The organism is Kitasatospora sp. NPDC086801 (assembly GCF_044745805.1).
In the GTDB taxonomy this organism is placed as follows: Bacteria; Actinomycetota; Actinomycetes; order Streptomycetales; family Streptomycetaceae; genus Kitasatospora.
Map to the genome: position 1 here is coordinate 1 of NZ_JBIVAX010000052.1, position 16,846 is coordinate 16,846.

General features: G+C 71.5%; 18 protein-coding genes. 11 read left to right on the forward strand and 7 right to left on the reverse strand.

Annotated elements, in window-relative coordinates; translation table 11 throughout:
- Positions 1-493 precede the first annotated feature (493 nt).
- The 3 genes from ACIPLC_RS33890 to ACIPLC_RS33900 all read left to right on the forward strand — a co-directional run bounded on the left by ACIPLC_RS33890 (position 494) and on the right by ACIPLC_RS33900 (position 1,869).
- Entirely contained in the window at positions 494-1,033 is a 540-nt protein-coding gene (locus ACIPLC_RS33890) for a GNAT family N-acetyltransferase (protein ID WP_400476880.1), read from the forward strand.
- A 164-nt stretch (positions 1,034-1,197) separates the two neighbouring features.
- Positions 1,198-1,461 carry a transposase domain-containing protein gene (locus ACIPLC_RS33895; RefSeq protein WP_400476929.1) on the forward strand — a complete coding sequence of 88 codons (264 nt, stop codon included), beginning with the start codon at positions 1,198-1,200 and terminating at the stop codon, positions 1,459-1,461.
- 54 nt (positions 1,462-1,515) lie between these two features.
- Positions 1,516-1,869: a hypothetical protein gene (locus ACIPLC_RS33900; RefSeq protein ID WP_400476881.1), complete on the forward strand. Its 354-nt coding sequence runs from the start codon at positions 1,516-1,518 to the stop codon at positions 1,867-1,869.
- A 44-nt stretch (positions 1,870-1,913) separates the two neighbouring features.
- On the opposite strand, the gene ACIPLC_RS33905 is transcribed toward ACIPLC_RS33900, so the two are convergent.
- Both ACIPLC_RS33905 and ACIPLC_RS33910 read right to left on the reverse strand, forming a co-directional pair.
- Positions 1,914-2,408, reverse strand: a complete 495-nt coding sequence (locus tag ACIPLC_RS33905; protein WP_400476882.1) for a DUF4240 domain-containing protein — start codon at positions 2,406-2,408, stop codon at positions 1,914-1,916.
- A gap of 65 nt (positions 2,409-2,473) precedes the next feature.
- Positions 2,474-3,196 carry a flavin reductase family protein gene (locus ACIPLC_RS33910; protein WP_400476883.1) on the reverse strand — a complete coding sequence of 241 codons (723 nt, stop codon included), beginning with the start codon at positions 3,194-3,196 and terminating at the stop codon, positions 2,474-2,476.
- Between the two features lie 477 nt (positions 3,197-3,673).
- Between ACIPLC_RS33910 and ACIPLC_RS33915 the strand changes: the two genes are divergently transcribed.
- Complete coding sequence (locus tag ACIPLC_RS33915; RefSeq protein ID WP_400476884.1) at positions 3,674-6,709, forward strand: CARDB domain-containing protein; 3,036 nt, start codon at positions 3,674-3,676, stop codon at positions 6,707-6,709.
- Between the two features lie 178 nt (positions 6,710-6,887).
- Here the strand turns inward: ACIPLC_RS33915 and ACIPLC_RS33920 are convergent, their stop codons facing one another.
- Positions 6,888-7,442, reverse strand: coding sequence for a TetR/AcrR family transcriptional regulator (locus tag ACIPLC_RS33920; RefSeq protein ID WP_400476885.1), 555 nt, complete (start codon positions 7,440-7,442; stop codon positions 6,888-6,890).
- A 141-nt stretch (positions 7,443-7,583) separates the two neighbouring features.
- Here ACIPLC_RS33920 and ACIPLC_RS33925 point away from each other — a divergent pair, with 141 nt between their 5' ends.
- The 4 genes from ACIPLC_RS33925 to ACIPLC_RS33940 all read left to right on the forward strand — a co-directional run bounded on the left by ACIPLC_RS33925 (position 7,584) and on the right by ACIPLC_RS33940 (position 10,273).
- Entirely contained in the window at positions 7,584-8,387 is an 804-nt protein-coding gene (locus ACIPLC_RS33925) for an alpha/beta hydrolase (RefSeq protein WP_400476886.1), read from the forward strand.
- 233 nt (positions 8,388-8,620) lie between these two features.
- A complete protein-coding gene (locus ACIPLC_RS33930; protein ID WP_400476887.1) occupies positions 8,621-9,115 on the forward strand; it encodes a hypothetical protein in 495 nt (164 codons plus the stop codon).
- A gap of 186 nt (positions 9,116-9,301) precedes the next feature.
- On the forward strand, positions 9,302-9,721 hold the full coding sequence (locus ACIPLC_RS33935) for a hypothetical protein (protein WP_400476888.1): 420 nt from the start codon (positions 9,302-9,304) through the stop codon (positions 9,719-9,721).
- A 267-nt stretch (positions 9,722-9,988) separates the two neighbouring features.
- Positions 9,989-10,273, forward strand: coding sequence for a hypothetical protein (locus ACIPLC_RS33940; protein WP_400476889.1), 285 nt, complete (start codon positions 9,989-9,991; stop codon positions 10,271-10,273).
- A 54-nt stretch (positions 10,274-10,327) separates the two neighbouring features.
- Here the strand turns inward: ACIPLC_RS33940 and ACIPLC_RS33945 are convergent, their stop codons facing one another.
- Both ACIPLC_RS33945 and ACIPLC_RS33950 read right to left on the reverse strand, forming a co-directional pair.
- Positions 10,328-10,486: a hypothetical protein gene (locus tag ACIPLC_RS33945; protein WP_400476890.1), complete on the reverse strand. Its 159-nt coding sequence runs from the start codon at positions 10,484-10,486 to the stop codon at positions 10,328-10,330.
- A gap of 16 nt (positions 10,487-10,502) precedes the next feature.
- Positions 10,503-10,964, reverse strand: a complete 462-nt coding sequence (locus ACIPLC_RS33950) for an ATP-binding protein (protein WP_400476891.1) — start codon at positions 10,962-10,964, stop codon at positions 10,503-10,505.
- A 113-nt stretch (positions 10,965-11,077) separates the two neighbouring features.
- On the opposite strand from ACIPLC_RS33950, the gene ACIPLC_RS33955 reads away from it, so the two are divergent.
- Together ACIPLC_RS33955 and ACIPLC_RS33960 are read left to right on the forward strand one after the other, a co-directional pair.
- Positions 11,078-11,965, forward strand: coding sequence for a Scr1 family TA system antitoxin-like transcriptional regulator (locus ACIPLC_RS33955; RefSeq protein ID WP_400476930.1), 888 nt, complete (start codon positions 11,078-11,080; stop codon positions 11,963-11,965).
- Positions 11,962-12,150, forward strand: coding sequence for a DUF397 domain-containing protein (locus ACIPLC_RS33960; protein ID WP_400476892.1), 189 nt, complete (start codon positions 11,962-11,964; stop codon positions 12,148-12,150). Before ACIPLC_RS33955 ends, ACIPLC_RS33960 begins: the two co-directional genes overlap by 4 nt.
- Before the next feature lie 76 nt (positions 12,151-12,226).
- Here ACIPLC_RS33960 and ACIPLC_RS33965 read toward each other — a convergent pair whose 3' ends face one another.
- Positions 12,227-13,411 carry an alpha/beta hydrolase family protein gene (locus ACIPLC_RS33965; RefSeq protein WP_400476893.1) on the reverse strand — a complete coding sequence of 395 codons (1,185 nt, stop codon included), beginning with the start codon at positions 13,409-13,411 and terminating at the stop codon, positions 12,227-12,229.
- Positions 13,412-13,621: 210 nt separating this feature from the next.
- On the opposite strand from ACIPLC_RS33965, the gene ACIPLC_RS33970 reads away from it, so the two are divergent.
- Positions 13,622-14,425: a class I SAM-dependent methyltransferase gene (locus ACIPLC_RS33970; protein ID WP_400476894.1), complete on the forward strand. Its 804-nt coding sequence runs from the start codon at positions 13,622-13,624 to the stop codon at positions 14,423-14,425.
- Positions 14,426-14,433: 8 nt separating this feature from the next.
- Here ACIPLC_RS33970 and ACIPLC_RS33975 read toward each other — a convergent pair whose 3' ends face one another.
- Entirely contained in the window at positions 14,434-16,842 is a 2,409-nt protein-coding gene (locus ACIPLC_RS33975; protein ID WP_400476895.1) for an SAM-dependent methyltransferase, read from the reverse strand.
- Between the last annotated feature and the right edge of the window lie 4 nt (positions 16,843-16,846).

A 16,846-nucleotide genomic window follows, 5' to 3' on the forward strand; every position in this document is an offset into this window, starting at 1 on the left:
CAAAGGATGGATGTTGTTCATCTATCGGGCATAGCGTAATCAAAGCGACGTGACCATAAGCCATTTATGGGATCAGAGATCCCAAAACCCCCACTCAGACGCGCACGGAAAGTCGATCAGGTCGACTTCCCGTGCAGCATTCACTGGGCCCGGCGCAGAATATGACGGTCGGTCTACATATTTAGCCCGCGGCAAGCATGAGCACCCCGCCCGAGCACAGGAAGTCGACCTGGCCGACTTCCTGCGCGGCACCCAGGCGGGCTGGAAACAAGGAATATGACGGTCGGTCTACATAATCGCCCGGGATGGAATCAGCACCGAGCGCAGGGAGTCGGGAGTCGGGAGTCGGGAGTCGGGCAGCATGCCGTGTGACGCAGAGCCGTACCTGCCTGCGTCCGTGGCGAAACGGGAGGTTGGCGCCGGGGGCTAGTCCCAAGGCCGGGGAGTTGAGCTTTCCCGTTCGGTTGGTTTGACCACCTGTTAGCCTGCGCGGATGGAAGATCTGGGGCCCGGGGCTTGGCCGCCTGAGCCGATTAGGACCGCGAGGCTCGTGCTCCGTGAGCCCGAGGCCCGGGACCGTGCGGCGTTCATCGAGCTGCTCGCCTCGCCAGAGGTGCACACCTACCTCGGCGGCCCCCGGCCGCGTGACGAGCTCGAACGCGAGATACCCAAGGTGCCCGAGCGGTGGCCCGGGAGCTTCATCGTTGATCTCGACGGGTCGATGATCGGCCAGATCCTGCTCAGGAGGGCAACGGGGCACCGTCGCCCGGCTGCTGCGGGGAAGGCCGATCTCGGCTACCTGTTCCTGCCGCGGGCGTGGGGATTCGGGTACGCCGCCGAGGCGTGCGCGGCGGCACTCGACTGGCTCGCCGGCGCGCTTCCCGGCGAGCCGGTGGTACTCACCACCCAGACCGCCAACGTCGGCTCGATGCGTCTCGCGGCGAAGCTGGGGTTCACCGAGGTGGAGCGGTTCGAGGCCTGGGGCGCCGAGCAGTGGCTCGGCATGTGGTCCCCGGTCACGCCGTCCAGTTGAGTGTGCGACGGAGCCGCCGGGGAGTACCCGCCCATCCACGGGCGAGCGGCCTGCAACCGCGACTTGCCGGCGCGCATGCCGGGCGTCACCTCTAGAAACAACGCGGAACAGGCCGCCATAACGCGGACGGTCAAGGTAGCGGGCGTGCGTTCGCGCCCGGTCATATCCGCGAGTTGACCCGGATCGTGCCGTTCGAGATGGTCGATGAGGCACGGGCGGCGACCCGAACGGTCCAGCGGCGGGTCCGGCTGGTGCCGGCGCGCGCCACCGTGTATCCGCTGCCGGCCGGAGCATTGTTCGCCGAACCGGGCTACTACCGGCAGGTCTTCGACCGATTGTGCGCCGGCCTGTCGGAGACCGGGCGCCGACCAGACCGAGTGGCAGCGCGCTCCGGCAGGCCCGCCAGCGTCTGGGAGCGGCGCCGTTGAGGGCGCAGGAGGTCTGGGCACCGCTGGTGGCTTACCAGGCAACTGCGGACCGCGATGACCGACGCCACCGACAGCGTCCCGGGCACCGACCCGGACCGCGCAGGCTTCACCATCGCGCAGGCTTCACCATCGCGCAGGCTTCACCATCGCGCAGGCTTCACCATCGCGCTGTCTGCTACCCGCGACCAACTCGTCCTGGCCGCAGGCATCATCGTGGACACCGCCGTCGACCTGGTCGAAGTCGTCGGCCGCCACGTGCTGGCCCGGCTCCTGCCCATGCGGCGGGTCCGCGCCGAAGACCGCATCGTCAAACGAGCGATCTCCAAGGACAACGCACGCGGACCCGCCATCGACCGGACCACCTACCAGACCACCACCAGCGTCAGCATGCTCACGACCGACCCTTGACAGCATCCAGCCCGCTGTAACGCTCTAGCTGAACGGCGTTGGGGCTAGTCCGCGAAGCGGGCGGACAGGCGCGGGAGGAGGGTGGGGAGGTCGTCGTCCTCCCAGGGTTCGCCGATCGGGGAGCCGAAGGTGATGCCGTTGGAGGGGAGGTCGTCGCCGGTGAGCCGGCGGTAGGCGTGGGCGGCCGCGTAGCCGAGGTCTTCGGCTTCCAGTTCCTCCTGGTCGGGGGCGAGGAGTTCGGCGAGGCCGTCCGGGTCGGCGAGGGCCTGTTCGAAGAGGGTGCGGCCGGCGCCTATCAGCCAGTCGCGGAAGTAGTCGAAGCCGTCGTCGCTGCAGCCACCGTTGATGAGGTAGCCCGCGCCCCAGAGCAGCCAGGTGCAGGAGCGGGCCTTCTGCTGCGCGTAGTGACGGTCGAAGTCGGCGATCTGATCGGGCGCCAGGCCGGCGAGGTGTTCGGTGAGCGCATCGGCGTGTTCGCTCTCGTCGGCGGCGTCGGCGCGGGTGGCGTCGATGATCCGCCAGAAGGTGTCGAGGTCCATGCCCGTCACTCTGGCAGCCGGGGCTGACACTTGCGCGCGCGGACCGCGCCATGCCTCCAGCGGCTTCAACGCGGCGTCTGGGTACGGAAGCTGTGGCCGAGTTCGGGGCCGAGTCCGTAGTAGTGACGGAAGTTGTAGATCAGCGGGCTCCACCGGGCCGGGTCGACGTGCTGGGAGCCGGGGACGACGATGCGCGGATCGGCGTGGACCTTGAGCACGTGGGCTTCGACGATGAGGAACCCGCCGGAGGCGTCGGGCTGGATCCGGGCGGCGCGGGCCTCCAGTTGCAGGGGGCATTCGGCGACCCGGGGCGGCCGGACGAGTTCGGAGGGCTCGGGGCGCAGTCCCGCGGCCGCGAACTTGTCCCGCTCGAACCGGAAGACACCCTGCTTGTGGTCGGGTACGGGGGTGCGCCCGGTGAGCGGGGCGAGTTGTTCGACCGCCGGCCACTGGGTCGGCGCGGGCAGGTTGATCACCAGCTCGGGTCGGCTGCGGAGGTTGTGCGCGGTCTGCGCCTCGGCCCCCATGCCGAGGACGATCACCTGGCCGAGGGCCCAGGCCGAGGACATCGGCGCGAGATTGGGGGTGCCGTCCTCGTTCTCCGTGGAGAGCAGCACGACGGGCGTTCCGAAGTAGAGGATGCTCGGCGCGATGGCCACGTGGTCCGGGTCCGGGACCGGGTCCAGATTCGGGTCCAGATTCGGGTCCAGATTCGGGTCCAGGTCCGGGTCCGGGACCGGGCCCGCCGAGGTGTCGGTGCGCGTACTGCCGGGTGTCATGGTGTTCACGAGAGTCGACGGTAGGGCGGGGATTCTTCGGCGCGGGCCGAAGGATCGCCGTCGGCCGGTCCGACGATGCGTCCGTTTCCGCCCCACGTTCCCGCCCCATGCTTCCCTCTCGCGTTCCCGCCCACGTTCCCGCCCCACGTTCCCGGCCTGCGCGTTTCAGCTCGGGCGGCACCGGCCTCGGGCACGAGCGCGCGCCGTTCTCTGACGGCGGCATCAGGTCGGGTGTCACCAGACCGCGGGTGACGGGGCGGTGGCGGGGCGACAGCAGAGCGACGGCAGAGCCGCCGGGCACCGCGCGAGGGACCGCGATGGGGCCAGGTGGCCGACACGCGACAGCCACAGGCGGTTCGGGTACGCATGGCGGCCCGGGCCAACCCATGTCAAGTTACTCAAAGTGTTCACAAAAACACTTCGTGTTATCAACATTCTGTGGCGTGAGGCCTTTCGCTGATCACGCCCGACTGGAACGGAGGCGGTATGGCAGGGATCAGACGCGGCCGGTCGCGCGGCAGGCTCGCCGCAGCGATCGGACTGGCGGTCATCGGCATGACGGCGGGTTGGGGAGGCGGCGCAGCACAGGCCTTCCCGGCACAGGCCTTCCCGGCACGGGAGACGGCGTCCGTCAGGCCCGCCGCCGACGCGACGGCGGACGACGCCGACAGGAAGTCCCCGAACGGCGCGGACGGCGCGGACCGCGCGGACGCGAAGTCCGGTCCCCGGGCGCTGACCTGTCCGCCGGTACCGTTGTGGACGAACACCGGCGGTGGCGGTGACCAGCTGTACTCGTACAGCCCGACCGGTACGCAGTTGTCCGACGTGCCGCTGGTGCGGGACTACGGGGACATCGCGTGGAGCGCGGACGGCACGACGCTGTACGGGGTGTCCTGGCAGGAAACCCCGCCGACCCTGTACACGATCAACCCGGCCACCGGCGCGGAGACCAGCTCGGTGGTGATCACCGGTCCGGCCGCGGTCGACGGATTCGACTTCAACGCGCTGAGCGCCCGCCCGGACGGCAGCCTGTTCGTCGGGTCGTTCTTCTCGAACCAGATCTGGACGATCAACCCGGCCACCGGGGCGAGCACGCTGTTCCCCGTCTCGTACCCGGCCGGGCTCGTCTCCTCGGGCGACTTCATGACCCTGTCCGACGGCGATGTCCTCGGGGTCGCGTTCGATCCGATCGCGCAGAACCCCACCTACTACTTCCGAATCCACCCGGACAACACGATCACCGAGATCGGGACCACCCCGAACTCCATCTACGGTCTCGCCCAGTCCGGCGGCAACGTCTACATCTTCCGCGCGAACGGCACCATCGAGATGCTGAACTCGGTGCCGACCGCCACCTCGACCGCGACACTGCCGACCACCGTCGTCGTGAACACGGGGCACCGCTTCTACGGTGCCTCGGCCATCCAGGACGCCGGGAACTGCAACCTGCCGGCTGGCACCTCCTACACCGTCGCGAAGTCGGTCTCCCCGGCCGGCCCGGTGAACCAGGGCGACACCCTGACCTACACCGAGACCGTCACCAACACCGGCACCAACCCCGCCACCTACGCGGGTTTCAGTGACGACCTCTCCGCCGTACTGACGGACGGCACGCTGGTGCCCGGCTCCATCACCGCCAGCTCCGGCACCGCCGCCGTCACCGGGAACACCCTGACCTGGTCGGGCACGCTGACGGCGCCGCCCGCCGCCGGGTCCACCGTGACCGTGACCTACCAGGTCAAGGTCAACAACCCCGACACCGGCAACCTCGCGCTGACCAACAACCTCGCGCCGACCATCGCCGGTGGTACCTGCGCGACCGCGACGGGCTGCACCACCACCGTGCTGGTCAACGTCCCCGCCCCGTCGATCACCAAGGCGGCTGCGGAGAGCTCGTTCGTGGCGGGGCAGACGATCCACTACACCTACACGGTGACCAACAACGCCCCGGTGCCGATGACGAACGTCGCGGTCACCGACACCGGCCCCGGCACCCCGACGGTCACCTGCCCGGCGGGCCCGCTCGCCCCGGGCGCCTCGGAGAACTGCACCGCGACCTACACCGCGACCGCCGCCGACGCCACGGCCGGCAAGATCACCGACACGGCGAACCTCACCGCCACCGTCGGCACCCAGCCCGTGACCGCCACCAGCAACCAGGTCACCGTCCCGCTGCGGGCGCTGACCATCACGAAGTCCGCCGTCCAGCCGGACTTCACGGCCCCCGGCGAGACCCTCAACTACACCTACACCGTCACCAACACCGGCCAGATCCCGCTGACCAACGTGACGGTGACCGACCTGACGCCCGGTGTGACCGTCTCGGGCTGCGGCACCAACCAGCTCGCGCCCGGCCAGTCCACCACCTGCCAGGCCACCTACGTCACCACCGCCGCCGACGTCGCCGCCCAGAACGTGCCCGACCAGGGCCAGGTCACCGGCACCGACACCGGCGGCCAGACCGTCACCACCACCAGCAACAAGGTCAACACCCCGCTGGTCGCGATCACGGTGGTGAAGAAGGCCGCCGAGGCGCAGTACACCGCCGCCGGGCAGACCATCCACTACACCTACACGGTCACCAACACCGGCGCCCAGCCGCTGACCAACATCGGCGTGGTCGACAACGGCCCCGGCACCCCCACCGTCACCTGCCCGACGGGCCCGCTCGCACCGGGCGCCTCGGAGGACTGCACCGCGACCTACGTCACCACCGACGCCGACGTCGCCGCCGGCAAGGTCGTCAACACCGCCCAGGTCACCGGCACCACCCCCAGCGGGCAGAACGTCACCTCGACCAGCAACAAGGTGACCGTGCCCTTCGCCGGCCTGAAGATCGTCAAGGCCGTCCAGGAGACCGCGTACTCCGCCGCCGGGCAGACCCTGCACTACACCTTCACCGTCACCAACACCGGTAACACGACTATCAGTTCGATCGCCGTGACGGACGTCGCCCCCGGCGTGCCCGTGGTCTCCTGCCCGGTCACCACCCTGGCGCCCGGTGCGTCCACCACCTGCACCGCGACCTACGTGACCGCCGACTGCGACGTGACCGACGGGAAGATCACCAACACCGCGACCGTCACCGGCACCACCCCCGACGGCACCCCCGTGACCGCCACCAGCAACACCGTGACCATCGTCGCCTGCACCCCCTGCGAGGACCAGGACCACGGCGGCTGCGACGGCCACAACCCCGGCGGGTGGGATGACGGCCACGACGGCCACCACCCGCCGGGCCACGGCCCCGAGGGCACCGGCCCGGCCAACACCACCCCGGGTAGCACCACCCCGGCCAACACCACCCCGGGTAGCACGTCGGCCGGCGAACACCCCTCCGGCGAACACCCCGCGCCCGTTCCCCCGCAGCGCTCCGCCGCACAGGAACCCGCCCTGATGCTCGCGGGCACCGGAACCCCGGTGGCCGGGGTCGGCCTCGGCGGTGGCGCGCTGCTGGGTGTCGGCTGGCTCCTCGCCGGCTTCGCCTCCGGCCGCCGGCGCCAGGGCCGCTCCGGAGAGTGACCGCCCTTCGCCACCCGGGCAGGTCCTGGCAACACCCGCAACACCCGCAACACCCACAACACCCGCAACGGGCGTAGCAGCCGGAAGAGCAGAGTGCGCCACCACCGGTGGCGCACTCTGCCGCGGTTTCGTGCGGCTGTTCGGCGATCCCGTGACCGCGCCCGCCGGGGTGGGGGCGCTAACCGAGGACGGCGACCACGGCGCCCGCCAGCGCCTCGCGCACCGCCGCGGGGGCGGTGAAGCGGCTCTGGTTCATCGCGCCGTGCCGCAGGATCAGCAGGGTGTCGGCCGCCCGGTCGGGGTCGGGGTGGCCAGCGGCGGCGAGCAGGCCGGTCAGCAGGGCGCGGAACCAGTCCATGTGCTCCTGGATCGCGCGGCTGACCGGGTGGTCGGGGGCGGGGTAGTCGGCGGCGGCGTTGATGAACGGGCAGCCTCGGAAGCCGGGTGCGCAGAACTCGTCGGAGATGCCCGCGAACAGGGCCGTCACGGCCTCGCGCGGAGGAAGGTCCGCCACTGTGGCGGCGGCCGCACGGAAGAGGCGGTCGTGCTCGCGGACGTAGGCGAGCACGACGTCGTCCTTGGACGGGAAGTGCCGGTAGAAGGTCGCGTTCGCGACCGCCGACTCGCGGATCAGCTGGTCGATGCCCACCCCGCGCACGCCCTGGGCGTAGAAGAGCCGCATCGCCGCGGCCAGGATGCGCGCGCGCGGTGGCGCGGAATCTTTCGTCGTCATGACTTGACGCTAGCAGAAGGATCGTTCTACCTTGGAGAGGTAGAGAGAACGATCTTTCTACTTCTCGGATCGGACGGCCGCACCCCGGCCTGCCACCGCTCCGGACCCCCCGAACCCTCATGCACCAGGAGAGACCCCGCCATGCCCAGCAACCGCACCCCGGTCATGTTCATCCACGGCCTCTGGCTGCACTCCACCAGCTGGCAGGGCTGGGCCGACCGGTTCCGCGACGCCGGCTACGAACCGGTCCTCCCCGAATGGCCCGGCGTCCCCGCCACCGTCGCCCAGGCCCGCAGGAACCCCGACCCCCAGGGCGGAATCGGCCTCGCCGAGATCTCCGCCCACCACGCCCGCATCATCCGCGACCTCGACACCCCGCCCGTCATCGTCGGCCACTCCGTCGGCGGCTTCATCGCCCAGCACCTCCTCGGCCAGAACCTCGCCCAGGCCGCCGTCGCCATCTGCCCCGGCCAGATCAAGGGCGTCAAGGCCGTCGGACCCGCCCAGGCCAAGTCCGCCTTCGCGTTCCTGCGCAACCCCGCCAACACCAAGCGCGCCGTCTCACTCAACCCCGAGCAGTTCCGCTACGCGTTCGCCAACGCCGTCTCCCAGCAGGAGTCCGACGAACTCTTCGACGAATGGACCATCCCCAGCCCCGCCCGCCCGCTCTTCCAACTCGCCCTGAGCAACTTCGCCCCGCACTCCCCCGCCAAGGTCGACACCCGCAACCAGAACCGCGGACCACTCCTCCTCCTGTCCGGCAAGCAAGACCACACCGTCCCCGACGTCCTCACCCGCTCCACCCACAAGCAGTACCGCAAGTCCCCCGCCGTCACCGACTACCACCGCTTCGACGACCGCGGCCACTCCCTCACCGTCGACCACGGCTGGACCGAACTCGCCGACCACTCCCTCACCTGGCTCAACCAGCACCACATCAGCTGAACGGGCGACACCGCCCCCGGCGCCATCCGCCGGTGGCGGTCAGGAATCAGCGCCCTCGTTCACGGGCTCCGTCTCAGCCTCGACCTCGGTCTCAGCCTCAGCCTCGGTCTCAGCCTCGGTCTCGGTCTCAGCCTCGGTCTCGATCTCGAACGGAGCCCGCCCGGTGCCGGTCGGCCGGCCACCCCGCGGTTATGGTGTGGTGGGTCCACGGAGGCCATGGACAGGAGGGCCTCATGACGGTCGGGCATCGGTGGCCGGTGGACGAGACTCCCTGGCCCGAGCAGGCCACGCTGGCCTACGGCGAACTGGTGGAACTGGCGACGCCGCACCCGCCCCTTCCGGAACTGGGCCGGCTCGGGCCCGAGATCGTGGGCACCCGCGGGGTGATCGTCGCGTGTGCCGTCGAGCAGGACGAACGCGATGACCACGTCGGACCGCTCTACACGGTGGAGACCGAGGACGGCAGTCCCTGGCGGCTACGGCCGGAGTTCCTGGTCTCCCGGGGAGGGCTCCGCCCCGACATGCCGCCCCGCTACCGCAGCGACCTGCCCGAAGGAACCCGCGTCCGGATCCGCACGGAGTCGGACACGCCGGGCACGACGACGGGCGCTGTCGGGGAGGTCACCGGGATCTGGTGGACGACGTCCCTGGAGCCTCCGAAGGGCTACATCGTGCAGGTCGGCGAGGAATCCCACTGCGTGGCCCCACAGCAGACCGAGGCCCTCTAGGCCCGTTTGCGAAAGTGGATCCCGGCTCAAGACGATCAAGTTGGGGCGCGCGGGGATCTGGCGGACCCCGGATCTACCACCTGTTCCGCCGGTGGCACCGCGACGGTGGGCGTACGGCTCCCGAGGCGGCCGACCGCCGGACCTCCGACGAGGGGGCCATCCGCCCGACGGCCAGGGGGCCCTCGCATGAACACCGGCACCACCAGCACCACCGGCGCCACCTTGCGTGGACTGCGACTGGCCCTGCGGACCTACCCCGCCGCCTACCGCGCCGAGCACGGCGAGGAGATCACCGCGGTCCACGCCGACGCCACCGCCGGAGCCGGCCGACTGGCCACCATCCGCGAGACCGTCGGCATCGCCGCGTACGGCCTGCGGGTGCGCACCGGCATCACCGCGAGCAACACCGCAGGACGCCTGCTCGCCACCACCGCCCCGCTGGCCGCCGCCATGGCACTCGGCCAGCAGCTGACCGCCCTCGCGTTCCTCCCCCGGGCGTGGCAGCAGGCCACGGCCAACAACGCCCGCGCCTTGCAGCAGCCCGGGGCCGTCTTCCGCTACCTGAAGCCCGCTGCGGGAGCCCCGAGCCGCCTCGGCGCGGCGTGACCCCACCCCGCACTCTCTCGGCCCTCCCGGCGAACGCCGCGCACGACCTCCCCGGTCGGCGCGGCGCTCCGCTTCACGGATCCGCTGTCGCAACAGGTCCCGACTCGGCGGGAGGTCGACCGTCGGCCACGCGAGGTCTCCGGAGAGAGGCGGGGCCAGTCCCGCTGCACGGGCTGCGCCAGGGCAACCATTCGGCCCCGGGGGCCGTCATTTCACGGATGTCGGGGCACGAGAGCCCCGCCTCAAGGACGGCGGGAGCCGGTCTCGTTGAAGAAGAAGCCGTACTGGCAGTCGTACTGGTGGCGGCTGCTGTTCCGTGCGGACGGCACGGCGGCGTGGGAGGCGATGGGCCGGGGACCGCTCATCCCCGTCCCGAGCGCCGCACTGGCGAGGGCTCCCCTTGAGGTGTGGGCCGATGCCTTGCTGGAGGGGGCGCCGTACGAACTCGAAGACCTGCGCGGCGATCTGCTCCTTGAGTGCTACGCGGAGGCCGCCGTCACGGACGGCACTCCGCCGGTGTACTCACGCCAGGTGCGGCTGCCGGGGAAGTGAGTCCGGGGCCGGTTCGGCGCGGGAAGTCGGTGGGGCCGACTTCCCGTGCCGTCGTCAGCGGGCGGGGGCGGGGGCCGAGGTCGGGGTCGGGGCCGGGGTCGAGGTCGGACTCGGGTGGGGGTGGTGGCCGGACGGGTGACCGGCGGTGAGGGGGTAGATCCAGGCGAGGAGAGCGAGGAGGAGGGCGAAGGGGAGGAGGGTGTAGGCGGTCACGGCGCCCGGGGTGACGTCAGGACGCATCGAGGGCGGCGGGGAGGTCGAGTTCGGCCCAGACGGTCTTCGCGTTGGGGTGGCGGGGGATGGTGCCCCAGCGGTCGGCGAGGGCGTCGATGAGGGTGAGGCCGCGCCCGGACTGGGAGTTGGGGGCGAGGACGGCGGGCAGGGCGGGGTAGCGGTCGCCCCGGCAGTCCGAGACCTCGATCCGCAGGGTGGTGCCCCGGCGCACGGTGGTGGTGAGACAGAGGTGAAACTCGAAGCCGCGCCCCGGAACGCGGCCATGGGTAGTCGCGTTGGCGGCGAGCTCCGCGACGACGAGGAGAGCCGAGTAGTACGGCTCGGTGTGGGACAAGTTCAGTCCCCAGGCCGTGAGTTGACGCCTGGCGATGCGTCGGCAGATCGCGGCGCCCTTGGGAGTGGCGGCGAGGGTGATGGTGTGACGGCGGGGGCTGTCGAGGGGGATTTCGGTCGTCATGGAAAAAATGGTGACGTCGCGGACGTACGCTGACCATGCATCTGGGGAGTACGGAGAGTGCTTGTCCAGCTGCGGACAGCTTTTGTTCGTGTGGCCGAATCACAAACGGGGTGATCGCGGTGGGTGCAGCGCGGAACATCGAGTCGAGCGACGACGTTCGTACGGAACTGCCGGAGGACCTCTCGGAGGTGTCGGACTTCTTCCGCGCCATCGGGAAGCAGATCAAGTTGCTCCGGGAACGGGCCGGGATGACGCAGAAGGAGCTCGGCGAGCACGTCGGCTACGGGGAGCACCTGATCGGCGCGGTGGAGCGCGGGCAGCGCACCCCGCAGCCGGAGTTCCTGGTGGCAGTGGACAAAGTCCTCAACGCCGGCGGCCTGTTGGCCATCACGAAGGACGACGTGATGCGGGCGCGAGCCAAGGCGCGGCTGCGGCACCCGGCCTGGTTCCGGGGCTACGCGGCCCTGGAGGTCGACTCGATCGAGACGCACAACTTCGCCACGCTCGACATCCCTGGTTTGCTCCAGACCGAGGAACACGCCCGGGCCGTCTACGCGATGAGGCAACCCCCCTTGTCGGAAGAGGTGATCGAGATGCGGGTCGCCGCGCGAATGGCGCGCCAGGAAGTACTGACCCGGTGGCCCCGGGGGATGTTCAGCTGGGTGATCGACGAGAGCGTGCTGCGCAGGCCCCTGGGCGGGTGGGACGTGCACGCGGCCCAGCTCCGTCGGCTCCTGGAGGTCGGACGGACTCGCGGCATGGTCATCCAGGTGCTGCCGCTGGACAAGACAGAGCACGCGGGTATGGGTGGACCGTTCATCCTGATCACGCCCAAGGGGCGCCCCCAGCACGCCTACATCGAGGCGCAGACGAGCAGTAGGCTGATCACCGATCCGGATGAAGTCCGGATCATGAACGCGCGCTACAACATCCTCAGGGCGCAGGCCCTTAGTCCCGAGGAGTCCCTGGCCTTGATCGAGAAGATCCTGGGAGAACGATGAGCACCGAGCTGGCATGGTTCAAGAGCAGCTACAGCGGCAACGAGGGCGGCGAGTGCGTCGAGGTCGCCGAGACCACCGAAGTGATCCACGTGCGCGACTCCAAGGACAAGAGCGGCCCGCAGCTGGCGTTCGAGCCGGCCTCGTGGCAGGCGTTCGTGGCGTTCGCCGCGACCGCCGAGGTCTGAGCACTATCCCAACGGCCCACCGCTAGGCAGCGGTGGGCCGTCGGCGTACCGCCAGAAGGCATGGAACTCGCCTGGTTCAACGGGTGAAGGCCACCTCGGGGAAGTCCCGGCTGGGGCCGTTGAGCAACGGCTCGCAGGCTCCCTTGAGTTGGCGTTCGAAGAAGGCGCCGACATAGCTGGTGGTGATCACGATCGACCGGGGAGCGTTCGGGATGGGCAGCACGCCGCTCTCGTTGACCAGGTAGTCCAGGTCGGTGAAGGCGTAGTGGTCGGCGCCGGCGACGGTGAGCCACCGCTTCCATCCGTTCAGGTTCGGCCAACTGCTCGTCCAGGACGGCACGATGTCCGGGCTGCTCGGGTCCGCGGCCGCGATCAGCAGGACCGGGCGGCCGTCGATGCCGGTCGCGGGAACCGGTGGGGTGATGGCGCCGTCGAGGTCGACACCGGCCAGCACGCGTCGGTCCGCGCCCATGGCGGCCAGGGTCGCATCGCCGCCGACGGAGTGTCCGGCCATGCCGATCCTCGCCGGGTCGATGAGTGCGGAGTACCGCCACACCGGGCGCGGACCGGTGAGCTCGGTGAGCAGGAAGGACACGTCCTGGGCGCGGCCTGCGGCGATCTGTTCCTGGGTGGCCGCGCCGGAGTTGTACTCGTCGCACGCCGTACAGGGCAGGATGCCGTCCGGAAACCGGGTGGCCGCCGATTCGTGGGCATGGTCGACGGTCGCCACCACGAATCCCCGGCTGCTCAGTTCCTCGGCCAGCGCGGTGAGGGTGTAGCGGGGCACCGTGAAACCGGGGGACAGCACGACGAGCGGGTAGCGGCCCCGCGCCGGTGCCGCGTCGGCCCGGGCCCAGGTACGGGCGTCGGCGAGGCGGGCCGGTTCGAGGGCCCCCGACAGACCGGCATAGGTGATCAACGCCGACGCTTCGGCGGTGCTCATGTACGCGGCAGGCGTGCCGCTGTTGGCGCGGGCAGGGTAGTAGAGGTCGACCATCAACTGTCGCGGTCCCGACTGCGGTGCCCACGGATCGGCGCGCCGGTGGTCGACGAGGTGCAGGGTGTCACGACCGACCGCGTACGGCCCGGTCGGCCTCGGCAACGACAACGCACTCGCTGTCTGGGCCTTCGACGTGCTGGCTGCCGTCAGCGGTGTCGCGGCGGGTGCCGCGACCGCTGGGGCTGACACGCTCAAGGGGATGATCACCATGGCGGTGGCGCAGCTCACCGCGTACCTGGTTGCCCGTCGGATTGTCCTCATGGCGGTGATTCTTTCCACTGGCGCGGAGGTGCGGCATCCGGGTAGGCCCCCGACGAATCCCTGACTTCGGCGTCGAACTCCCCTACGAGCCATCATGACGGCTTAGGCGATCTCGAATTGTCGACGTCGATCCGATCGCCGATGCGTGGGCGGTTGCAGCCCGGGGTGAAGGGGGTGGCCGGCCGGCGGCGGCGCGGCTAGCGTGACCACATGGATCGAGATCAACGCCTACTGCACGCCTCGTCGTTCGGCGCGGCGGCGGTCGCGTACGCCGAGCACCGCCCGGACTACGCGCAGGACGCGGTGCGTTGGGCGCTCGAACCCGCTCCCGGCCCGCGCGTGCTCGACCTCGGCGCCGGAACCGGCAAGCTGACCGGCGTGCTGGCCGCGCTGGGTGCCGAGGTCATCGCGGTCGAGCCCGACCCGGCGATGCTGGCCGAGTTGCGCCGTTCGCTGCCGAAGGTCCGTGCCCTGTCGGGGAGCGCGGAGGCGATTCCGCTGCCGGACGCTTCCGTCGACGCCGTGGTCGCCGGCAACGCCATGCACTGGTTCGACATGGCCGTCGCGGGGCCCGAGATCGCCCGGGTCCTCGCCCCCGGTGGCGTCCTGGCCGGTCTGTGGAACGTGATGGACGACCAGGTCGCCTGGGTCGACGGGCTCGCGCAGGTCAGCGGGGGCGAGGCCATCGGCCCGCGTGACACGCCTGCCAGCTGGCGCGCCGAGACGACCGGCATGCACCTTCCGAAGACCGGCGCGGCCGCCCGGTTCGGCTCGCCGGAGCAGGCGGCGTTCCCGCACGGGCAGCTCCGCACCGCCGACTCCCTCGTCGCGACCCTCGCGACCCGCGCGGGCGTGCTCGTCATGCCGGAGCAGGAGCGGGAGGCCAGGCTCGGCCGGATCCGCGCGTTCCTCGCGGACAGGCCGGAGACCGCCCACGGCGAGTTCACGCTCCCGATGCTGACCGCCGTGCTGCGCGTCCGGCGGCTGGCCCCCGCCCTGGGGCCGAGAGGCTAGCCACGCGGTCAGAGACCCGCCTCCCAGAGCGCGCGCCGCACCGTGTGCAGGGCGGTGGCGGACTGTTCCCAGCCGTGCCACCAGAACAGGCCGCCACTGTGGCTGGCCTCGGCGGCGAGCGCCGCCAGGTGCGCCCACGGCCCGGCCGGGAGGCCGAACTGCGGGCGGGTGGCCAGGAGTTCGGCCTCCCCGGCGGCGACCGGCACCATGCCGACCACCGGCAGCGGTGAGCCGTCGGGCGCGCGGCCGGTGCCGCTGAGCATCGGGTGCAGGGTGATCGGGTCGAGCAGCAGGGTCAGCTCGGCGGCCGGCAGCGGCGCGGGGCCGTCGCGCCAGGTGAGGCGCTTGCCGGTGAACTCCGCCTTGACGAGCGGCTGTTCGTCGAGCGTGACGCCGTCCCCGGCCACCCGGAGCTCCGCCCCGCGGCCACCCGGCAACTGCACCCGGTAGGAGCCGTACAGATACGGCGGCGCGGCCGACGCGGGCACGGCCCGGGCGTAGGGGACGGCGACGCCGTCCACCTCGAAGGCCGCCGGGCCGACCACGACCGCGGCCGCCGTGGGCACGCCGTCGACCGTGACGCGGACCCGCAGTGCGCGGCCGCCCTCGCCCGGGCCGACGGAGACGAGCAGTTCGCGCCCCGCCCCGTCCGCCGCCCGGTAGTCGCCGACCAGGTCCGCGAGCGGCGGCACGTCCGGCAGTGCGTACTCGGCGAGTTGGACCGAGAACTCCGCCGCCGCCACCCGCCCGGCGGGCCACACCGCGCCGACCAGCCGGCGCCGCCCGTCCCGGCCGACCTCGGTGCGCAGTTCGCCGCCGCAGTCGTTGCCGTCCTCGGCCTGCCAGCGCAGCACGCCGTGGACGTAGCGCGGGCCGGTGATCCGCCGCCCGTTGACGTGGATCCGGTGCCGGGGCGGGTCGGTGGCACGGCCCAGGACGTAGACGTCGAGGTCGCCGCCCGGCGTGCCGTACAGGCCCGTCCACGGGTAGAGGGCCTCGGCGAGGACGGTGTCCAGGTCCCGGCGGACGGTCGTCCCGTCGAGCCCGCCGCCCCCGAGCCCGAGCCCGCCGTCGCGGACCGACCGGAGCAGCGCGCGCGCCTCGGACTTGCGGGTGAGCAGGGTGCGCAGCCGCCGCGCCGCCTCCGGGGCCGGCCGCCGGTAGCGGCCCTTGGCGGCGGCCTGCATGGCCGCGTCCTCGCGGCGGGCCAGCAGCGCGCGTTCGGCGTCGGCGAGGTCCGGCGGCGCCCAGGACGCCACCGCCGCCTCCGGCTCCCGGACGAAGCGTTCGCGCAGGGCGCCGTCCTCCCCCAGGGCGAGGACGAAGCGGGCGGCGGGCGTGTCCTCCTGCCAGTGGTAGCCGCCCGGGATGTGGAAGTCCGTGAAGCCGTCGAGGGCGGCGAGTTCGCGCGGCCCGTAGTCGTCGATCGTCCGGACCGGGCCGGTGGGCGGCCGCACGGTCTGGCCGGGCCGGATCAGGCCCAGCCGTTCGAGCATCCGCGGATCGGCCGGGGCGGCGACGGCCGGTGGGAGGTACCAGGTGGAGGCGCTGGTGACGGTCCGCTGCACGGCCCGGTCCCGGAGCCCGGCGACGGTGTGCTCGTCGGTGACGGGGGCGATGCCCCGGTACCGGGCGCCGATGTAGTTGACCACGGGGTGGTCCGGGCCGTAGACCTCCTCCAGCCGGTCCACCAGGACGGGCAGCCTGTGGTTGAAGAACCCGGTGCGCTGGTAGCCGAGTTCGCCGACCAGCCCGACCTGCCAGAGCACCAGGTGCAGGCCCGGGTCGATCCGCCGGCCGCGGATCAGCAGGTCCGAGGCCTCGAAGGTCTGCATGCCGGGGCTGCTCGGGTCCACACCGAGATCGGCGCACAGGACGTCCAGCGCGCTGATCCCCGGGCGCATCACAGCCTGGTGGCCCTCGCGGCGGGCGATCCGGACGGCGCGGTGGCTGGAGAGGACGAACACGCCCGGGTGGCCGTAGAAGACCGCCGCCACCCGCCGCCCGGCCCGGACGAAGTGCAGGATCGCCTCGGACATCTGGACGTACGTCAGGTACCGGTCCTTGGCGTCGTCGTAGAGCACGCCGAGGTCGTAGGAGTCGGGCCGCCAGGCCTTGATCCGCACCACCGTCACCGGGTCGGCGACGCAGTGGAAGACGTGGTCCGCCTCGCGGAGCAGCCGCTCGTCGGCGCGGGTGAACCCGGCCGCCTCGATGCCGGAGCCGAGCACGACCAACTCGCCCTTGCCCGACGCTGGTTCGTGGCCGCCGCGGTCGGCGGCGACGGCCCGGGCCAGCTCCGCCCAGCGGTCCTCGTGCTCGCGGCGGGTCGGGAAGCGGTCGAAGGGGCGGCCGTACGGACGGCCGTACGGGCGGGCGAAGGGGCGGTCCGCGTCCGACGCCGGCTCCTGGTCCATCGGG